Source organism: Sulfitobacter sp. D7 (genome assembly GCF_003611275.1).
Lineage (GTDB): Bacteria > Pseudomonadota > Alphaproteobacteria > Rhodobacterales > Rhodobacteraceae > Sulfitobacter > Sulfitobacter profundi.
This window is the reverse complement of record NZ_CP020694.1, coordinates 3,268,435-3,284,828: the sequence shown is the minus strand read 5'-3', so window position 1 is coordinate 3,284,828 and position 16,394 is coordinate 3,268,435. Positions and strand designations below refer to the sequence as shown.

Here is a 16,394-nt window from a genome sequence, read left to right as displayed (position 1 = left end):
ATGGGCAAGGTTATCTGCGCGGGCCTCGGCCCCGGCGACCCGGAACTGATGAGCGTGAAATCCGACCGCGCCATTCGCGGCGCGCGGCATTTGGCGTATTTCCGCAAGAAAGGCCGCGCGGGCCAGGCGCGTCGGATCGTCGAAGGGATGCTCCGCGACGATGTGGTGGAATATGCGATGGAATATCCCGTGACCACGGAGCTGCGGTTTGATTCGCCCGAGTACCGCGCCCAGATGGTCGCCTTTTACGAGGAATGGGCCGACCGGCTGGCGGAATTGTCCAAAGATCACGAGGTGGTCGTGCTGTGTGAAGGCGACCCCTTTTTCTACGGCTCCTTCATGCATCTGCACACCCGGCTTCAAGGCCGCGCCGAAGTTGAGGTGCTGCCCGCGATCCCCGGCATGGTGGGCTGCTGGAACGCGCTGGATACGCCCTTCACTTGGGGCGATGATGTGATGACCGTGCTGATGGGCACACTGCCCGAGGCCGAATTGACTGAGCATATGAAACGCGGCGATGCGCTGGTGGTGATGAAGACGGGCCGCAACCTGCCAACTGTGCGCCGAGCACTCGCGGCGGCGGGCAAGCTGGACGACGCATGGCTGGTGGAGCGTGGCACCATGCCCGATCAGCGGGTGGCGAAACTCTCCGAAGTGGCCGACGACGATTGCCCCTATTTCGCGATCGTCTTGGTCCATGGCCAAGGCCGCAGGCCGGAGGCGGAGGCATGAGCGGCATTCTTCATATCGCGGGGCTTGGCCCCGGTGACGACGCGCTTGTGACCCCCGAGGTGACCGAGGCGCTAGCGCAGGCCACCGATGTCATCGGCTATATCCCTTACGTCGCCCGCGTCGCCCCGCGCGACGGGCTGACGTTGCACCCCACTGACAACCGGGTGGAGCTGGACCGCGCGACCCATGCGCTGCAATTGGCGCAAGCAGGCGCGCGGGTGGTGGTGGTGTCTTCGGGTGATCCGGGCGTCTTTGCCATGGCCTCGGCGGTGTTCGAGGCGGTGGAGCGTGACCCGGCGTTCGAGAGCGTCGACATTCGCGTGCTGCCCGGTATCACGGCGATGCTGGCGGCGGCAGCGCGGCTCGGTGCGCCCTTGGGTCATGATTTCTGTGCGATCAACCTCAGCGACAATCTTAAGCCTTGGACGATGGTCGAGCACCGTCTGCGCATGGCCGCGCGGGCGGATTTCGCCATGGCCTTCTACAACCCACGCAGCAAGTCGCGGCCCCATCAGTTTGCCGAAGCGCTGGACATTCTGCGCGCCGAATGCGGGCCGGATCGGCTGATCACCTTTGCTCGCGCCGTTACCACACCCGACGAGGCGTTCAACACCGTCACATTGGGCGAGGCCACACCGGAAATGGCTGATATGCGCACCGTGGTAATCGTCGGCAATTCCGCGACGCGCCGGGTCGGACGCTATGTCTATACGCCGCGCAGCGCGGTATGATGTAGCCAATGCATCACCTCGGTCACATCATTGGCGGCCACCTCGCCCGGCAGGTCGGGCCGGTCGGCCAAGATCACCGGCAGGCCAAGCGCGCGGGCGGCATCCAGCTTGGCCCGCGCGCCGGAGCCACCGGCGTTCTTGGCGACCACATGGGTGATCGCATGGGTCTGCATCAATGCGGTATCCCCCGCCACGTCGAACGGCCCGCGGGCCAGCACGACCGTCGCCCGGGGCAGCGGCAGCGGATCTTGCGGCGGATCGACGAGGCGCAGCAGGTAGCGGTGCTGCGGTTTCGCGGCAAAAAGCGCCAGTTGCTGCTTGCCGATGGCCAGAAACACCCGCGCTGGGCTGTCGGGCAGGGCGGCGGGCAGATCGGTGATATCGGGTACAAAGGTCCAATCGTCGCCCTCCTGCGGCTCCCACGGGGGGCGCTCGAACCGCACCAGCGGCAGGTCTTGTCGGGCGCAGGCGACAAAGGCATTGTTGCTCATCCCTGCAGCAAAGGGATGGGTGGCGTCGACAACATGGGTGATCGCCTCGGCATTAAGGTACGCCACCAGCCCGGCCACGCCGCCAAACCCGCCGACGCGGGTGGGCAGGGGCTGGGCCACCGGACTGTCGGTGCGTCCGGCATAGGAAAACACCGCGTCGATCTCGGCTTTGACCAAGGCGCGAGCAAGGGCGCTGGCTTCGGTGGTGCCACCCAAAAGAAGGACGCGCATAATGGGTGATCCTTGGCTCAGCATCATCGGAATGCCCGACGATAGCGCGGATGCCTTGCCCCCGGCAAGCCGCGCGGCGCTGGCTGGGGCCGAGGTGATCTTTGGCGGGCCGCGTCACTTAGAACGGGCAGCGGCGGGCATGCGCGGGCGCGCTTGGCCGGTGCCTTTCTCAGTCGAGCCGGTGCTGGCCGAGCGGGGCCGGCGTGTTGCGATGCTGGTCTCGGGCGATCCCTTTTGGTTCGGCGCGGGCGGCAGCATCGTCGGTGCGCTGGACCCGAGCGAATGGCGCAGCCTGCCCGCGCCCTCGACATTCTCGCTGGTGGCCAATGCGCTTGGCTGGCGGCTTGAGGAGGTCACTTGCCACGGGCTACACGCGGCACCGCTGGCGCAATTGCGCGGTGTGTTGCGTCCCAAGGGGCGGATGATCTGCCTGCTGCGTGATGGAGATGCGCCTGCAGCGCTGGCGCAGTTTCTCTGCGAACAGGGCGCGGGTACGGCGAGGTTGCATGTGGCCGAACGGCTTGGCGGTCCTGACGCGCGGCTGCGCGCGGTACAGGCTGATGAGTTTGATTTGACGGATGTGCAAGCCCCCGTGGCAGTTGGCGTGGACCTGCCCGACGGCATCGGCCTGCCGCGCGCCCCCGGTCTGCCGGATGATTGCTTTGCGAGCGATGGTCAAATCACCAAAGCGCCAGTGCGGGCGCTGACGCTGTCGGCCCTCGCCCCCCGGCCCGGAGACCTGCTGTGGGACATCGGCGCGGGCAGCGGCTCGGTCTCGGTCGAGTTCTGTCTTGCGGGCGGTCACGCCATCGCCTTTGAACAGCACGCAGCTCGGGTGGAGAATATCAGCCGCAACATCGCGGACTTTGGTCTAAGTGCGCGTATGCAGGCCATCCATGGCCGCGCGCCAGAGGTCTGGGCGGGGCACCCTCTGCCTGACGTTGTTTTCGTCGGCGGCGGTGGCAACGCGGCGCTTTACGATGCCCTGCTGCCTGCGTTACCAGCGGGCACGCGGCTGGTCGCCAATGGGGTGACGCTGGAAACCGAAGCGCTTTTGGCGCAGCTTCACGCGGCGCATGGGGGCAGTCTTTTGCGGATCGAACTGGCGCAGGCCGCACCCTTGGGCCGGATGCGCGGCTGGCAGCCGCTGCGGCCCGTCGTACAATGGAGCGTGATACTATGAGGATGGCCGGGATTGGATTTCGGGGCGCGGCAAGCGTGGCGTCTTTGCGCGATGCGCTGGCACGGGCAAACCCCGAGGGCCTCAAGATCGACGCGCTGGTGACCGAGGCGGCCAAGGCCCGTGCGACCGTGTTCCGCGACTTTGCCCAAGAGTTGGGCGTGCCGGGGCTGGGCATCACCACCGAGGATTTGGGCCGCATGATCACACCCACCCAATCAGCGCGGATCGAAGACCGCTTTGGCACAGGATCGCTTTCCGAAGCCGCCGCACTGGCCGCTGCCGGGCCGGGGGCCGTATTGGTTGCCGAGCGCGTCGTTTCAGGCGATGCCATGGCAACTGCGGCGATTGCCGAGACGAAAGGAAAAACACCGTGACTGTACATTTTATCGGAGCGGGCCCGGGGGCGGCGGATCTCATTACCCTGCGCGGGCGTGACCTGATCGCGGCCAGCCCCGTCTGCCTCTATGCCGGATCGCTGGTGCCCGAAGCACTGCTGAGCCACTGCCCCGAGGGCGCGCGCATCGTCAACACCGCGCGTCTGTCGCTGGATGACATCATGGAAGAGATCGCCGCCGCCGATGCCGCAGGGCATGATGTGGCGCGGCTGCATTCGGGTGATCTGTCGGTCTGGTCGGCGATGGGCGAACAGCTGCGCCGGTTGCGCGAGATGGGCATCGCCTATGATGTCACGCCGGGGGTGCCGTCCTTTGCCGCTGCGGCGGCTGAGTTGGGGGCCGAATTGACCCTGCCGGGCGTGGCGCAATCGGTCATCCTCACCCGCACCTCGGGCCGCGCCACCGCGATGCCGGAAGGGGAGACACTCGCCAATTTCGCCCGCACCGGGGCGACGCTGGCCATCCATCTGTCGGTCCATGTGCTGGATAAAGTCGTCGAAGACCTGACCCCGCATTACGGCGCCGACTGCCCTGTTGCCGTGGTCTGGCGCGCAAGCTGGCCCGATCAACGCATCGTCAAGGCGACGCTTTCAACCCTGCGCACCGAAGTGGGCGAGGAGATGGCCCGCACGGCGCTGATCCTCGTGGGCCATGCCCTTGGCGCTGAGGATTTCGGCGAAAGCCGTCTTTACGCCGCCGACTATGACCGTCGCTTCCGCCCCGTCGGGGCCGAGCCGCGCTTTCCGGAGACCTCTTCATGATCCCCCCCGGCCTGCTGATCTCTGCCCCCGCTTCCGGCACCGGCAAGACGACCTTGATGCTCGGCCTGCTGGCCGCGCTGCGTGCCGAAGGTGTCGCGGTGCAGCCGTTCAAGAGCGGACCGGACTACATCGATCCGGCCTTTCACACGGCGGCCTCGGGTCGGGCGTCTTTCAACCTCGACAGTTGGTCGATGGACCGCGCCCGGATCGAAGGGCTGGTCGGCAATGCTGATGGGGCTGAATTGATCCTTGGCGAAGGGTCGATGGGGCTGTTTGACGGTGTGGCCAAACCAGGTGCCTGTGGCAATGGCGCCAGCGCCGATGTCGCGGCGCTAATGGGCTGGCCGGTGGTGCTGGTGCTCGACGTGTCGGGCGCGGCGCAATCGGTGGCGGCCACGGCGCTCGGCTTTCGCGAAATGCGGCCCGATGTGAAACTGGCAGGCGTGGTGCTGAACCGCGTCGCCTCCCCCCGGCATGAAACCTTGGTCCGCGCGGGGATGGAGGCTGTGGGCATTGAGGTTTTCGGCGCGCTCCCACGCCGGGTCGAGATCGAAATGCCAGAGCGTCACCTCGGGCTGGTGCAGGCCGGAGAGCAGGAGAACCTGCCCGATCTGTTGGGGCAGGCAGCGGCTTTCGTCGCTGCGCATGTCGATATCCCCGCGCTTCGGGCCGCCGCGCGGGGCACCTTGCAGAACCCGCCTGCGCCCACAAAGATCACCCCGCCCGGACAGCGCATTGCGCTGGCGCAGGACAACGCTTTTGCCTTTGTCTATCCGCATTTGCTGGCGGGATGGCGCGCAGCGGGGGCGGAGGTTTTGCCCTTCTCCCCACTTGCTGATGAAGCCCCGGACGACAGTGCCGATTGTTGCTGGCTCCCCGGCGGCTACCCTGAACTCCACGCGGGCAAGCTTGCCGCTGCCGCGCATTTCCGCAAAGGGCTGCGTGATTTTGCCGAAACCCGCCCCGTGCATGGCGAATGCGGGGGCTATATGGCGATGGGCGCAGGCATCATCGACAAAGAAGGGGCGCGGCACGAGATGGCAGGGCTTCTGGGGTTGGAGACCTCTTTCGCCAAGCGCAAGATGCATCTGGGTTACCGTCAGGCCGATCTTAACGCGCCGATCCCCGGCCATTCCGCGCGGGCCGAATTGCGCGGTCATGAGTTTCACTATGCCACCATCCTTGCCGAGCCCGACGCGCCGTTGGCCCGCATCACCGACGCCAACGACCTTGAGGTGCCCGAAACCGGCTCGGTACGCGAGTTCGCGGGCGGCGGGCGTGCCACGGGCACCTTCTTTCACATGATTGCGGCGCTGTGATGGGGGGCTTCGTTTCCTTCGTTTCCTCCGGTCCGGGCGATCCGGACCTGCTGACCGTCAAGGCCGTGGCGCGGTTGCAGGCGGCTGATGTGGTGCTGTTTGATGATTTGAGCGCAGGCCCGATCTTGGAGCACGCGCGGCCCGATGCGGACTTGATCGGCGTCGGCAAACGGGCCGGACGTGCTTCGCCCAAGCAAGACCATGTGAGCCGGGTCTTGGTCGATCATGCTCAGGCCGGGTTGAACGTTGTACGGTTGAAGTCCGGCGACAGCGGCATGTTTGGGCGGCTGGAAGAAGAAATTATCGCGCTGCGGGCAGCGGATATTCCTTTCGAGATCGTACCGGGTGTCACCGCTGCCTCTGCCGCCGCCGCGACGGCAGGTATCCCGCTGACCCGACGTATGACCGCGCGGCGGGTCCAGTTCATCACCGGCGCAGATGTGACGGGTGAGCTGCCGAGCGACGTAAACATGGCCGCTCTGGCCGATCCGATGGCGACCACGGTTGTCTATATGGGCAAACGTACCTTTGCGGGCCTCGCTGCGCGATTGATTGAGCACGGGCTGCCCGGCACCACGCCCGCGCTTTTGGCGGAGGCTGTTTCGACCCCGGCGGAAAAGGTGCAGCGGTTCACCATTGAGACCTTGGCGCGCCATCTGGAGAGTGCCAGCAGCACCACGCCCGCGCTGATCTTTTACGGGCCATTGGCCGAGTTCGAGGCGTGAAGGCTTTCGTCTGCACCTCCTGCACCGCCGATGGCGGCTTTCTGGACGTTGTCCGCGCCGGATTGTCTGACGTGGCGGTCGAGGGCATCGACTGTATGTCAGGCTGCACACGAGCGCAGACGGTTGCGTTCCGCGCGCCGGGCAAGGTGGCCTATCTGTTCGGAGAGATCACCGAAGGGGACATGGATGATCTGCGCCGTTTCGTAACGCTCTATGCCGCCTCTTCTGATGGGAAATTCCCCGATGCGCGGGTGCTTGGCGGGCTGCGTTTAAAGGCAATCGCGAGGATACCGGGATGACTGATCTGGAACTGACATTGATCGGCATCGGCACCGGCAACCCTGAGCATCTGACGCTACAGGCGATCCGGGCGATGAACGCGCAAGACCTGATCTTGATCCCGCAAAAGGGCGCGGGCAAGGATGATCTGGCGGGTCTGCGGCGCAGCATCTGCGACGAGCTGCTGACCAATGAAGCAGTGCAGATCGTCGGCTTCGATCTGCCCGTGCGCGACCCCGCGATCGAAGATTACCGCGCCCGCGTCGACCATTGGCATGATGCGATTGCAGATGCATGGCGCGCGGCAATGGCACAGCACCCAACGGCGCGGCGGGTGGCGCTGCTGGTTTGGGGGGATCCGTCGCTCTATGACAGCACCCTGCGGATTGCCGCGCGGCTAGAGCCTGCACCCCGTATGACGGTGATCCCCGGCATCACCTCGCTGCAAGGGCTGACAGCGTCGCATGCGATCCCGCTGAATGAAATCGGTGCGCCCTTCTTGGTGACCACCGGGCGGCAGCTGCGCGACCACGGCTGGCCCGAGGGGGTCGATACGTTGGTGATCATGCTTGATGGGGATTGCGCTTTTCAGACGCTGGACCCTGCGGGCGTGTCGATCTGGTGGGGCGCCTATGTCGGCATGGCCGAAGAGATCATCCGTCATGGCCCGCTGGCTGACGTCACCGAAGACATTATCGCCACACGCGCAGCGGCGCGGGCGGCGCATGGCTGGATCATGGACATCTATCTGCTGCGCCGGAATTAAGGCTCAGGTATTCGGATCAACCTTGCCGCGCATCGCCTTGACCTCGCCGCGTACCTTCTTGGCCTTAAGACGGCGTTTCTTCGATCCCAGCGTCGGGCGGGTCGCGATGCGGCGTTTTGGCGGGGTCAGGGCGGTGCGGATCAGCTCGGCCAGCCGCTCGCGCACCAACTCGCGGTTGCGCGCCTGACTGCGGGTTTCATCACATTGCAATACCAGCGCGCCTTCGGTGGTCCAGCGCCGCCCGGCCAGACGGCGCAGGCGGTTCTTGACCGGCTGCGGCAGCGATGGCGAGGTGGCGGCCTCGAACCGCAATTCCACCGCCGAGGAGACCTTGTTCACATTCTGCCCACCGGGGCCGGAGGCGCGCATGAAGCTCTCGGTCAACTCCCAGTCTTGGATAGCGATGTTATCGTTAATGTGCAGCATAGGCTCTCCTTAACCCGCAACATGCCAGTCTGCGCCTTGGGGGTGAAGGGGGAATGCGAAATGGGCCGCCCCTTGCGGAACGGCCCAATCGAATGGTTTCAGGAGGGGGATCTCGGTTAGACCGATGTCCACCAGGTGGTTGCAGTGCTAGGGGCTGCCCTAGCAAGAAACCCCGCTGGCTGTTCCGACACCTCGCTCCAATACCTTTCTTGACACTGGATCACCTCCTTTACATTTGTTGAACTCACCCTGAGCGTTGCACAGGTTTTGAAATTCGCAAAGCGTTTTTTTGGACGGTGCGGCGGCAAGGGGGCGGGCCCCCCTGCGCCGGTATCAAGCGCGGGCGTTCAGCCGTGCGGTCAGCAGCCGGAAGGGGATCAGCGCAACCAGTGCGATGGCCAGTTTCACCGACCAATCCGCCACGGCGAGCGAGACCCAAAGCGGCGCAACGGGGCCTGCGCCCAACAGCGGCAAAGCCTCGGTCGCCCAAGCGACATCGGTCGCGGGGTGGATGAACGACAGGCTGGCCGAGAACGCGATGGAGAAAAACAGCGCCGTGTCGATCGCGCTGCTGATCAGCGTGCTGATCAAAGGCGCGCGCCACCATGCGCCATCGCGAAAACGGTTAAAGATCGTCACGTCCAACAGCTGCGCCACGAGGAAGGCCGAGCCCGAGGCGATCGCGATGCGGACCGTCACTAGCGGGCCGAATTCGCCCATGATCTGTGTCCCAATGAGCGAGCAGATCAACCCGACGACAAACCCCACCAACACGACCCGGCGCGCGGCAGAGGCACCGTAAAGGCGGTTCATCACATCGGTAACGAGGAACGCCAGCGGATAGGTGAAAGCGCCCCAAGTCAGCCATTGGCCGAATAGAAACTGAACAAGGATATTCGAGGCCACGACGATGGCGGCCATGGCAAGAATGCCGGGGAGATAGGTGCGTGTCATATGTGGACCGTTTTGTGCAAGGGTGCGGCGACTTGGCCTGCGGGGATCGCAGACGGAACGGTCTTTAGCCCTCAACACCCGGTTTGGCAAGGATCAGCTCGACGACCTCGTTGCGCTGCATGACGAAGAAGTTGTCGTCCGACAGCAGAGTCAGCCGGGTTTGCCCCGCCGCGTCCTGCCATGTGCTGAGCGCTTCGAGGTTGTCATATTGACCGGGGCCGGAGGTCAGCAATGTTACCTCCCCAAGTCCCGGCGCGGTCAGGTCAAAACTGCGGATGCGGCTGCGAAAGCCCAATGGCGTGATCGTCCGCTCTAGCAGATAGAGCGTGCCATCCTCGGCAAAGTCCGCGTCTACCGGCAAGAACGGCCCTTGGCGCGGGATCTTCGCGGCGATTGTCCATGCGGTGCCATCAAAGGCATAAAGCGGGATGGGGCCCGATGTGGGGCCGCCGCCTTCGGGGGCGGCAAAGAGCCGTCCATCGGGATGAGCGGCCAATGTCTCCATCCCCGCGTTCGGCGCGAAGCCAGCGAAGTCGTCATGTCTGGGCAGAGGGGTGGTGACACCGCTTTCAGGCGCAAGCCGAGCGACGTGGTGATCGTGTTCGAACGAGATGTAGAGTTGCCCAGTGTCGTCAAGCGCCAGCGCTTCGGCATCGCGCATCTGGCCGCGCAGGGCTTTGCCATCGGCTCCTTTGAGCGGGGCGTTTTCCTCAAGCTCAAGCGCCACCAGACGGCCCGCTTCGCGGACCATGCGCGCCTGCACGACGCGGCCCCGGTCCGAGACCGCCGTCAGGCGGGTGCCATCGGCGTTGACCTCGACCCCCGAAAAGCCGCCGAACCACGGGGCCGGGTGGCGCCATGTCAGCACGCTGTCCACCTGCACCACCGGCTCTGTCTGCGCGGCGGGGGCCACGCAGGCAATGAGCAGGAAGAACGGGAGGCAGGCGCGGATCAGTTTGCGTTCAAAACGGCGTTGCATTGGGCAGGCAGGTCCGCAAGCAGGATGTCGCGCTTGGGCTTGGGTTTCGTTTTGGGGGCTGTCGGATCGGGCTTTGGTGGGTTCAGGATATTGGCCTGCCACTGCCGCGCATCGGCGCAGCCGTCACCCGGCGGGGGCGGGGCCTGATCCACACAGCCGCGCGCGCCTGTTGGGCAGGCGATGCGGACGTGGAAATGATAGTGATGCCCGTACCAAGGCCGGATTTTGCGCAGATAGCTGCGGTCGCCCTTTTCATCGGCACACATCTGTACCTTCGCGCCGGGGAAGACGAAGATGCGGGCGGTGCGGGGGTCTTGGGCAGCGGCCTTGACCACCTCGTGATGCGCGGGCGTCCAAGAGGAATTGACATAGGCCCCACTCGCCCGGCGCATGGAGATCGACGAGATGTTCTCGCGCTGCGCCCGGCTGAGGTTGAGGGATTTGGGCGGCAGCATCCAGATATCGGCATCCAGCCCGATCTGGTGGCTGGCGTGACCGGTCAGCATCGGCCCCCCGCGCGGCTGGCTCATATCGCCCACATAGATGCCTTCCCAGCCCGGCTGCTGCGCGGCCTTGCGGCTGAGTTTTTTGACCATGTCGACCATCTCAGGATGGGCCCAGTTGCGGTTGCGCGACAGGCGCATTGCCTGCCAAGTCGGACCCGTCTCGGGCAATTGCTCGGCCCCGGAGAGGCACCCTTTGGAGTAGCTGCCGAAAGCCGCCGAGGATTGCGTGGAGGCAAAGCTTTTGGCGCCAAAGAGCCGCTTGGCGGCGACCGTGCTTAAGGCGCCGCCCGAAGAACCGATGGTCGGCAGGGCGACTTTCTCACCGCTGATGTCGGTTTCGGTCCGGTCGCCCCCGCAAGACGCCAGCGCAAAGGCCAGTGCCACGGAGGTCAGGGTGCGAAGCAGCGTCATGTGGCGAAATCTCCCTTGGGTTTGACCCACGCTAACAGGATCAAACCGACGATGAAAAGCCCCACGACGGGCGTGATGCCCAGCCGCTGGCTGCCGGTGAGGTCACTGGCCAAGGCAATCAGCGCCGGGGCGAGGAACGAGGTCGCCTTGCCCGACAGCGCGTAAAGGCCAAAAGCCTCGGTCATACGCTCGGGGTTTCCTTGTCGTGTCAGCATGTTACGCGAGGATGCCTGTAGCGCACCGCCCGCCGCCCCGATAGAGGCACCAGCGACGTAGAAGAGGATATCCGGCAGGGCAGACCCCTCAGGCAAAGAAACGCCCATGACAGAATTCGGCCCCAACGAGATGATCAAACAGGCAGTCGCCACAAGGATGATGCAGCAGGCCACGATCACCGGCATCGGCCCGATGCGCCGGTCGATCCGCCCGCCCAGCACGCAGAACACCGCGCCCGAGATAGCGGCAAGGATGCCAAAGATGCCGATCTCTTGGATCGACCAATCCAGCACGCCAAGCGCATAGACCCCGCCGAAGGTATACATGCCATTCAGCGCGTCACGGTAGAACATCGAAGAGCCGAGATAGGCCAGCAGCGAGGGATGCTTTGGCAGGCCCCGTAGGGTGCGCGCCAGATCCGACAGACCCGCACCCACGCGGTAGCGTTGCGCTCCGGGTTTCGGCGTGTCGCGCACATAGAGGAAGAAGGGGATCATGAAAACGGCGTACCAGATCGCCGCAAGCGGCCCGACAATGCGGGTGTCGGCCTTGGTCGCCGGGTCCAGCCCGAACAGCGGCGTCAGCCCCGCCATGGTGCGCCCGTTCGCGCCACTTTGAAACAGGGCGATCATCGCGATCAGCGCCAGCACCCCGCCCGCATAGCCAAAGGCCCAGCCATCGCCAGAGATGCGCCCGCGTTCACCCGGGTCGGGGTGCAACTCGGGCAGATAGGCATTGGTAAAGATCGTGGCGAATTCCATCCCGACCAAGCCGATGCCGAAAAAGAACAATGCCCAAAGCAGAGAGAAATCCGCCGGGGCTGTCCACCACAGGGCGGCTGCGCCGATCACATACATCGCCGAAAACAGCCAGATCCATGGCATCCGACGGCCCGAGGAATCTGCCACCGCGCCCAAGATCGGCGCCAGTATGGCAATCGCGATCCCGGCCAGCGCCAGACCATAGCCCCAATAGGCCTGCGCTTGGGCTTTCGCGGCGGAAAGCTCCATCCCGCCGTCGACCAGCGCGTTGGTCGCGGTTTGGGCGAAATAGGGGCCAAAGATAAAGGTCAGCAGCAGGGTGTTGTAAGGCTGGCTGGCCCAGTCGAAAAAGTACCATCCCCAGATGCGCTTGCGCCCGCCTGTCTGTGCCATGTTGCGCCCCTTCGCGGCCTGCTCTTTTCCAAGTTAGAGCAGGGCGCGGCGCAAGGCGCAAGCGCCAGTCGTGGCGGGGTTGAAACGTTGGGCTGCCGGTCGGGTCAGGCGGAAAGGTGCGGTGCAGCTTCGGGCACGGGCGCGCCGTCTTGCATCGGCGGCCACGGGCGGTGGCTGTCGGCACGGATCCATTCGGCCACCCAGCCGGGCACCTCGGGCGAAGGTTGCTGCCGCCCCATGGCGCGCAGCACCTTTTCCGGCGGGATCAACCCGTTACGATCGGTCACGGCAGAGCGGTAGAGCACATGGCTCGCGCATTCGCCGTTCTTCTTCCACATGGATTGTTCCAGATAGATGAACTTGTCATCCCAGCACAGAGTTCGGCTGCGCATCTCGAACTTCTCAAACATGCGGATGCGGCGGCGGAACCGGGTGCTGGAGCCTGCGATTGTGATTGCCCATTTGTTTTGGCGAAGCAGCGCAATCAACCCGGCACGCTGCGCCATGGCGGTGCGGCCCAGATCATACAGCGACAGCGCCCGCCCGTTGTTCAGCTCCATCCAGATATCGAGGTCATGCGGCCAGCAGATGTGGTGGCTGACATGGGTGTCGGTCAGGTTTTCCAGCGGCGCCTGCCGCGCGGCGACGATGACGTCTTTGGCCATGCGGATGATCGGGAACATGGGGCTTTCCTTTGTCGTGACGGTGCCGATCTGCGGCGGAAGCGCTGCGCGGTCAAGCATATACGTCGCGGCACTCTTGCCCTTTGTGGACGGGGCGCTTAACTGTCCTTCGTCAAACCAAGGGGATATTCCATGACGTCACTGTTCCAAATCCTGATGCTGCTTTTGAACATCGTTTGGTTCATCGTCATCGCCCATGTCATCATGTCTTGGTTGATCAATTTTCAGGTGCTGAACCTGCGCCAGCCCTTGGTTGCGCAAATCTGGGACGGGCTGAACCGGATTCTAGAGCCGGTGTATAGCCGCGTGCGCAATGTGATCCCGCCGATGGGTGGTTTGGATCTGGCACCATTGATCGTGCTGATCGTCGTGGCCATCGCGCGGATCGTGCTGACAAACAACGCCGCGGCCTTCTACTGAACCGTGCCAAGCCCGGTCCGCGCGCCCATGTCGCGTGCATCTGGCCTTGTTCACGGTTTGTTAGTGTGGGAGTCTGCATAAAAAGAGCAGACAATCTTACAGGTTCTCCATGACAGGCGCTGCCACGCTTCTTCGTGATGTATTCGGTTTCGACGGGTTCCGCCCCGGCCAGCAAGAGATTGTGGAGGCCGTGACCGAGGGCGAGAACGTGCTTGCCATCATGCCCACGGGCGGCGGCAAGTCCTTATGTTTCCAACTCCCTGCGCTGATGCGCGAGGGGGTGACGGTGGTCATCAGCCCGCTCATCGCCCTGATGCGCGATCAGGTGCGCAGCCTGCAAGAAGCGGGCGTCGCGGCGGGCGCGCTGACCTCGGGCAACACGTCTGAGGAGACCGACGCGGTTTGGGAGGCGTTGGAGGCAGGCACCCTCAAACTGCTCTATATGGCGCCGGAGCGGCTGGCCGCAGGCTCGGCCATGGGCATGTTGCGGCGCGTTGGCGTCAATCTCATCGCCGTAGACGAGGCGCATTGCGTCAGCCAGTGGGGTCATGATTTCCGCCCCGATTACCTGCGCATCGGTGAATTGCGCCGCACGTTGAATGTGCCCTTGGCCGCCTTCACCGCCACGGCGGACGCCGAAACGCAGGTTGAGATCGTCGAGAAACTTTTCGACGGCACGCCCCCGCGTGCCTTTCTGCGCGGCTTTGACCGGCCCAACATCCACCTCGCCTTTGCCGCCAAGAATAAACCACGCGATCAAATCTTGAACTTCGCCGCCGCGCGCAAGGGCCAGTCCGGCATCGTCTATTGCGGCACGCGGGCCAAGACCGAAGGGCTGGCCAAGGCGCTGCGCGATCAGGGGCAAATGGCGCTCCATTACCATGGCGGGATGGAGGCCGAAGACCGCCGCATCGCCGAGCGTCGGTTCCAACAAGAGGACGGGTTGATCGTCTGCGCCACGGTGGCTTTTGGCATGGGGGTCGACAAACCGGACATCCGTTGGGTCGCCCATGCGGACCTGCCGAAATCGATCGAGGCCTATTATCAGGAGATTGGCCGCGCCGGGCGTGACGGGGCCCCGGCTGAAACCCTGACCCTCTTTGGCCCCGATGACATCCGCCTGCGCCGCAGTCAGATCGACGAGGGGCTGGCCCCGCCCGAACGCCGCGCCGCCGATCACGGGCGGCTCAACGCTCTGCTCGGTTTGGCCGAGGCGCTGGAGTGTCGTCGCCAGACCTTGCTGGGCTATTTTGACGAGACCGAAATCACCTGCGGACGCTGCGACCTCTGTGATACGCCCGCGGATGTGTTCGATGGCACCACGGCAGTGCGCAAGGCGCTCTCGGCCATGTTGCGCACTGATGAATGGTTCGGCGCGGGGCATCTGATCGACATCCTTTTGGGCAACGAGACCGACAAGGTCCGCCAGCGCGGCCATCAGTCCCTGCCCACTTACGGCGTCGGCGGCGAATACAGCCGCAATGAATGGCAGGCGGTGTTCCGTCAGATGATGGGCCATGACCTTGTGCGCCCTGATGCCGAACGCCACGGCGCGCTGCGCATGACTGATGCCGCCCTGCCGATCCTGCGCGGTGAGGCGTCGATCAACCTGCGGCGGGATACGATCAAGGCTGCAGGGGCCAATCGCCGACCCGCGGTCAAGGCGATGGTCAGCGATGAAGACGCGCCGCTGCTATCGGCGCTCAAGGCCAAGCGCCGCGCATTGGCCGAGGCGGCGCGCGTGCCTGCCTATATCATCTTCACCGACCGCACCCTGATCGAGATGGCCGAGGCGCGCCCGCAAAACCTAGATGCCATGGCCCGGATCGGCGGCGTGGGCGCGAAAAAGCTGGAAAACTACGGCGCCGCTTTCCTTGAGGTCATCAACGGCGAAGCGCAGCCGATGCATAAGGCCCGGCGCAAACTGGCGGGCCGCGAGGCGGGCAATGTCTATGACCAGTTGTTGCAGGTGCAGGCCGATCTGGCGCGCGGCGAGCAGGGCACCGACAAGCCGCTGAGCTGCTCTGCTGCAATGCTGGCCAAGGTGGCGCAGCTGCGCAGCGCCGACAGCTCCGCGATTGAACGCTTGCTCGGCGACAAACGCGCCGAACGCTTTGGCCCCGCTTTTCTGGACGTTCTTCGCGACGCGGGCTAAATCACCCCGACACGCCCCAAGGAGACTGCCATGCTCGTCGTTATTTCCCCCGCCAAACGCCTCGATTGGGCCGAACGCGATGTCGCGGTTACCCAGCCTGATTTTCAGGAAGACGCTGTGCGGCTCGCGACCACGGCGCGTAATCTCACCTTGGGCAACCTCAAAGACCTGATGGGGCTGAGCGACGACCTGGCGCGGCTCAACCGCGACCGGTTTCAGGCGTTCGAAGCCGAGCCCAGTGCCGACACCACCCGCCCCGCCGCGCTGGCATTTGCCGGTGACACCTATCAGGGGTTGGAGGCCACGAGCCTTGATGCCGATGAGATGACCTATGCCCAAGAGCACCTGCGCATCTTGTCGGGGCTTTACGGCGTGCTGCGCCCGCTCGACGCGATCCAAGCCTACCGGTTGGAGATGGGCAGCAAGCTGAAAACCCGGCGCGGTGGTAACCTCTATGACTATTGGCGCGACAGCCTGTCAAAGGCGCTGAACGCGCAGGCCGAGGCCACCGGCAGCGATGTTCTGGTGAACTGCGCCAGCCAAGAATACTTTGGCGCAGTCGACCTCAAAGCGCTGAAATTGCGCGTGATCACCCCGCAGTTCATGGAAGACAAGGGCGACGGTAAAGGGCCAAAAATCGTTAGCTTTTTTGCCAAGAAAGCGCGCGGCGCCATGGCGCGGTATATCGTGCAGCACCGGGTGAATGATCCCGAAGGGCTGCGGGATTTCGACAGCGGCGGCTATGCCTACCAGCCCGATGCCTCGACGCCCGAGCGTCCGGTCTTTGTCCGGCCCTATCCGTCGAGCTGATCTGGGGGCGGGGGGCAATGCGCGCGATCCCGCCATATGCCACCCGCCGGGCAATTGCCGCGCATGG

Annotated in this window: 19 protein-coding genes; 12 read left to right on the top strand and 7 right to left on the bottom strand. The window is 64.6% G+C overall.

Going from position 1 to position 16,394, the window contains the following annotated elements; genetic code table 11:
• Both B5M07_RS16135 and cobJ read left to right on the top strand, forming a co-directional pair.
• On the top strand, positions 1-732 hold the full coding sequence (locus tag B5M07_RS16135; RefSeq protein WP_120352303.1) for a precorrin-2 C(20)-methyltransferase: 732 nt from the start codon (positions 1-3) through the stop codon (positions 730-732).
• Complete coding sequence (cobJ, locus tag B5M07_RS16130; protein WP_120352038.1) at positions 729-1,463, top strand: precorrin-3B C(17)-methyltransferase; 735 nt, start codon at positions 729-731, stop codon at positions 1,461-1,463. The genes B5M07_RS16135 and cobJ overlap by 4 nt, the downstream gene beginning before the upstream one ends.
• Here cobJ and B5M07_RS16125 read toward each other — a convergent pair.
• Positions 1,439-2,188, bottom strand: coding sequence for a cobalt-precorrin-6A reductase (locus tag B5M07_RS16125; protein ID WP_120352302.1), 750 nt, complete (start codon positions 2,186-2,188; stop codon positions 1,439-1,441). The two genes, cobJ and B5M07_RS16125, sit on opposite strands and share 25 nt — an antisense overlap.
• On the opposite strand from B5M07_RS16125, the gene cbiT reads away from it, so the two are divergent.
• Genes cbiT through cobF form a run of 7 tightly spaced genes read left to right on the top strand, consistent with a single transcriptional unit; the run spans position 2,187 to position 7,613 of the window.
• Positions 2,187-3,368 carry a precorrin-6Y C5,15-methyltransferase (decarboxylating) subunit CbiT gene (gene cbiT / locus B5M07_RS16120; protein ID WP_120352037.1) on the top strand — a complete coding sequence of 394 codons (1,182 nt, stop codon included), beginning with the start codon at positions 2,187-2,189 and terminating at the stop codon, positions 3,366-3,368. The genes B5M07_RS16125 and cbiT overlap by 2 nt on opposite strands.
• Positions 3,365-3,742, top strand: a complete 378-nt coding sequence (locus B5M07_RS16115; RefSeq protein WP_067940166.1) for a cobalamin biosynthesis protein — start codon at positions 3,365-3,367, stop codon at positions 3,740-3,742. The genes cbiT and B5M07_RS16115 overlap by 4 nt, the downstream gene beginning before the upstream one ends.
• Positions 3,739-4,524, top strand: coding sequence for a precorrin-4 C(11)-methyltransferase (gene cobM / locus B5M07_RS16110; RefSeq protein WP_120352036.1), 786 nt, complete (start codon positions 3,739-3,741; stop codon positions 4,522-4,524). Before B5M07_RS16115 ends, cobM begins: the two co-directional genes overlap by 4 nt.
• Positions 4,521-5,843, top strand: coding sequence for a cobyrinate a,c-diamide synthase (locus B5M07_RS16105; RefSeq protein ID WP_120352035.1), 1,323 nt, complete (start codon positions 4,521-4,523; stop codon positions 5,841-5,843). Before cobM ends, B5M07_RS16105 begins: the two co-directional genes overlap by 4 nt.
• Entirely contained in the window at positions 5,843-6,568 is a 726-nt protein-coding gene (gene cobA / locus B5M07_RS16100) for a uroporphyrinogen-III C-methyltransferase (protein ID WP_120352034.1), read from the top strand. Before B5M07_RS16105 ends, cobA begins: the two co-directional genes overlap by 1 nt.
• The gene (locus B5M07_RS16095; protein WP_120352033.1) at positions 6,565-6,867 is read left to right on the top strand and encodes a DUF1636 domain-containing protein; all 303 of its coding nucleotides are present in this window, start codon (positions 6,565-6,567) and stop codon (positions 6,865-6,867) included. Before cobA ends, B5M07_RS16095 begins: the two co-directional genes overlap by 4 nt.
• Complete coding sequence (cobF, locus tag B5M07_RS16090; RefSeq protein ID WP_120352032.1) at positions 6,864-7,613, top strand: precorrin-6A synthase (deacetylating); 750 nt, start codon at positions 6,864-6,866, stop codon at positions 7,611-7,613. Before B5M07_RS16095 ends, cobF begins: the two co-directional genes overlap by 4 nt.
• A 3-nt stretch (positions 7,614-7,616) precedes the next feature.
• Here the strand turns inward: cobF and arfB are convergent, their stop codons facing one another.
• The 6 genes from arfB to B5M07_RS16060 all read right to left on the bottom strand — a co-directional run bounded on the left by arfB (position 7,617) and on the right by B5M07_RS16060 (position 12,942).
• A complete protein-coding gene (gene arfB / locus B5M07_RS16085; protein WP_120352031.1) occupies positions 7,617-8,039 on the bottom strand; it encodes an alternative ribosome rescue aminoacyl-tRNA hydrolase ArfB in 423 nt (140 codons plus the stop codon).
• Positions 8,040-8,372: 333 nt separating this feature from the next.
• The gene (locus B5M07_RS16080) at positions 8,373-8,993 is read right to left on the bottom strand and encodes a queuosine precursor transporter (protein ID WP_120352030.1); all 621 of its coding nucleotides are present in this window, start codon (positions 8,991-8,993) and stop codon (positions 8,373-8,375) included.
• A gap of 64 nt (positions 8,994-9,057) precedes the next feature.
• The gene (locus B5M07_RS16075) at positions 9,058-9,972 is read right to left on the bottom strand and encodes an esterase-like activity of phytase family protein (RefSeq protein WP_120352029.1); all 915 of its coding nucleotides are present in this window, start codon (positions 9,970-9,972) and stop codon (positions 9,058-9,060) included.
• Positions 9,945-10,889, bottom strand: a complete 945-nt coding sequence (gene mepA, locus B5M07_RS16070) for a penicillin-insensitive murein endopeptidase (RefSeq protein WP_120352028.1) — start codon at positions 10,887-10,889, stop codon at positions 9,945-9,947. Before mepA ends, B5M07_RS16075 begins: the two co-directional genes overlap by 28 nt.
• Positions 10,886-12,259 carry an MFS transporter gene (locus B5M07_RS16065; protein WP_120352027.1) on the bottom strand — a complete coding sequence of 458 codons (1,374 nt, stop codon included), beginning with the start codon at positions 12,257-12,259 and terminating at the stop codon, positions 10,886-10,888. The genes mepA and B5M07_RS16065 overlap by 4 nt, the downstream gene beginning before the upstream one ends.
• Positions 12,260-12,363: 104 nt before the next feature.
• On the bottom strand, positions 12,364-12,942 hold the full coding sequence (locus tag B5M07_RS16060; protein WP_120352301.1) for an acyl-CoA thioesterase: 579 nt from the start codon (positions 12,940-12,942) through the stop codon (positions 12,364-12,366).
• Between the two features lie 132 nt (positions 12,943-13,074).
• Here B5M07_RS16060 and B5M07_RS16055 point away from each other — a divergent pair, with 132 nt between their 5' ends.
• From B5M07_RS16055 to yaaA, 3 genes are all read left to right on the top strand, one after another.
• The gene (locus B5M07_RS16055) at positions 13,075-13,362 is read left to right on the top strand and encodes a YggT family protein (protein WP_067622549.1); all 288 of its coding nucleotides are present in this window, start codon (positions 13,075-13,077) and stop codon (positions 13,360-13,362) included.
• A 109-nt stretch (positions 13,363-13,471) separates the two neighbouring features.
• Positions 13,472-15,517 (top strand): DNA helicase RecQ, encoded by a 2,046-nt coding sequence (recQ, locus tag B5M07_RS16050; protein ID WP_120352026.1) that lies wholly within the window; start codon positions 13,472-13,474, stop codon positions 15,515-15,517.
• 30 nt (positions 15,518-15,547) lie between these two features.
• Positions 15,548-16,327 carry a peroxide stress protein YaaA gene (yaaA, locus tag B5M07_RS16045; RefSeq protein WP_120352025.1) on the top strand — a complete coding sequence of 260 codons (780 nt, stop codon included), beginning with the start codon at positions 15,548-15,550 and terminating at the stop codon, positions 16,325-16,327.
• The last annotated feature ends 67 nt before the right edge of the window (positions 16,328-16,394 follow it).

What these genes read in the sequence shown, in the direction of transcription:
- cobF (WP_120352032.1), top strand. Translation starts at nt 6,864, where the DNA reads ATGACTGATCTGGAACTGACATTGATCGGCATCGGCACCGGCAACCCT.
- B5M07_RS16055 (WP_067622549.1), top strand. Translation starts at nt 13,075, where the DNA reads ATGACGTCACTGTTCCAAATCCTGATGCTGCTTTTGAACATCGTTTGG.
- arfB (WP_120352031.1), bottom strand. Translation starts at nt 8,039, where the DNA reads ATGCTGCACATTAACGATAACATCGCTATCCAAGACTGGGAGTTGACC.
- B5M07_RS16115 (WP_067940166.1), top strand. Translation starts at nt 3,365, where the DNA reads ATGAGGATGGCCGGGATTGGATTTCGGGGCGCGGCAAGCGTGGCGTCT.
- mepA (WP_120352028.1), bottom strand. Translation starts at nt 10,889, where the DNA reads ATGACGCTGCTTCGCACCCTGACCTCCGTGGCACTGGCCTTTGCGCTG.
- cobJ (WP_120352038.1), top strand. Translation starts at nt 729, where the DNA reads ATGAGCGGCATTCTTCATATCGCGGGGCTTGGCCCCGGTGACGACGCG.
- yaaA (WP_120352025.1), top strand. Translation starts at nt 15,548, where the DNA reads ATGCTCGTCGTTATTTCCCCCGCCAAACGCCTCGATTGGGCCGAACGC.
- B5M07_RS16060 (WP_120352301.1), bottom strand. Translation starts at nt 12,942, where the DNA reads ATGTTCCCGATCATCCGCATGGCCAAAGACGTCATCGTCGCCGCGCGG.
- B5M07_RS16080 (WP_120352030.1), bottom strand. Translation starts at nt 8,993, where the DNA reads ATGACACGCACCTATCTCCCCGGCATTCTTGCCATGGCCGCCATCGTC.
- recQ (WP_120352026.1), top strand. Translation starts at nt 13,472, where the DNA reads ATGACAGGCGCTGCCACGCTTCTTCGTGATGTATTCGGTTTCGACGGG.
- B5M07_RS16135 (WP_120352303.1), top strand. Translation starts at nt 1, where the DNA reads ATGGGCAAGGTTATCTGCGCGGGCCTCGGCCCCGGCGACCCGGAACTG.
- B5M07_RS16065 (WP_120352027.1), bottom strand. Translation starts at nt 12,259, where the DNA reads ATGGCACAGACAGGCGGGCGCAAGCGCATCTGGGGATGGTACTTTTTC.
- B5M07_RS16075 (WP_120352029.1), bottom strand. Translation starts at nt 9,972, where the DNA reads ATGCAACGCCGTTTTGAACGCAAACTGATCCGCGCCTGCCTCCCGTTC.
- cbiT (WP_120352037.1), top strand. Translation starts at nt 2,187, where the DNA reads ATGGGTGATCCTTGGCTCAGCATCATCGGAATGCCCGACGATAGCGCG.
- B5M07_RS16105 (WP_120352035.1), top strand. Translation starts at nt 4,521, where the DNA reads ATGATCCCCCCCGGCCTGCTGATCTCTGCCCCCGCTTCCGGCACCGGC.
- cobA (WP_120352034.1), top strand. Translation starts at nt 5,843, where the DNA reads ATGGGGGGCTTCGTTTCCTTCGTTTCCTCCGGTCCGGGCGATCCGGAC.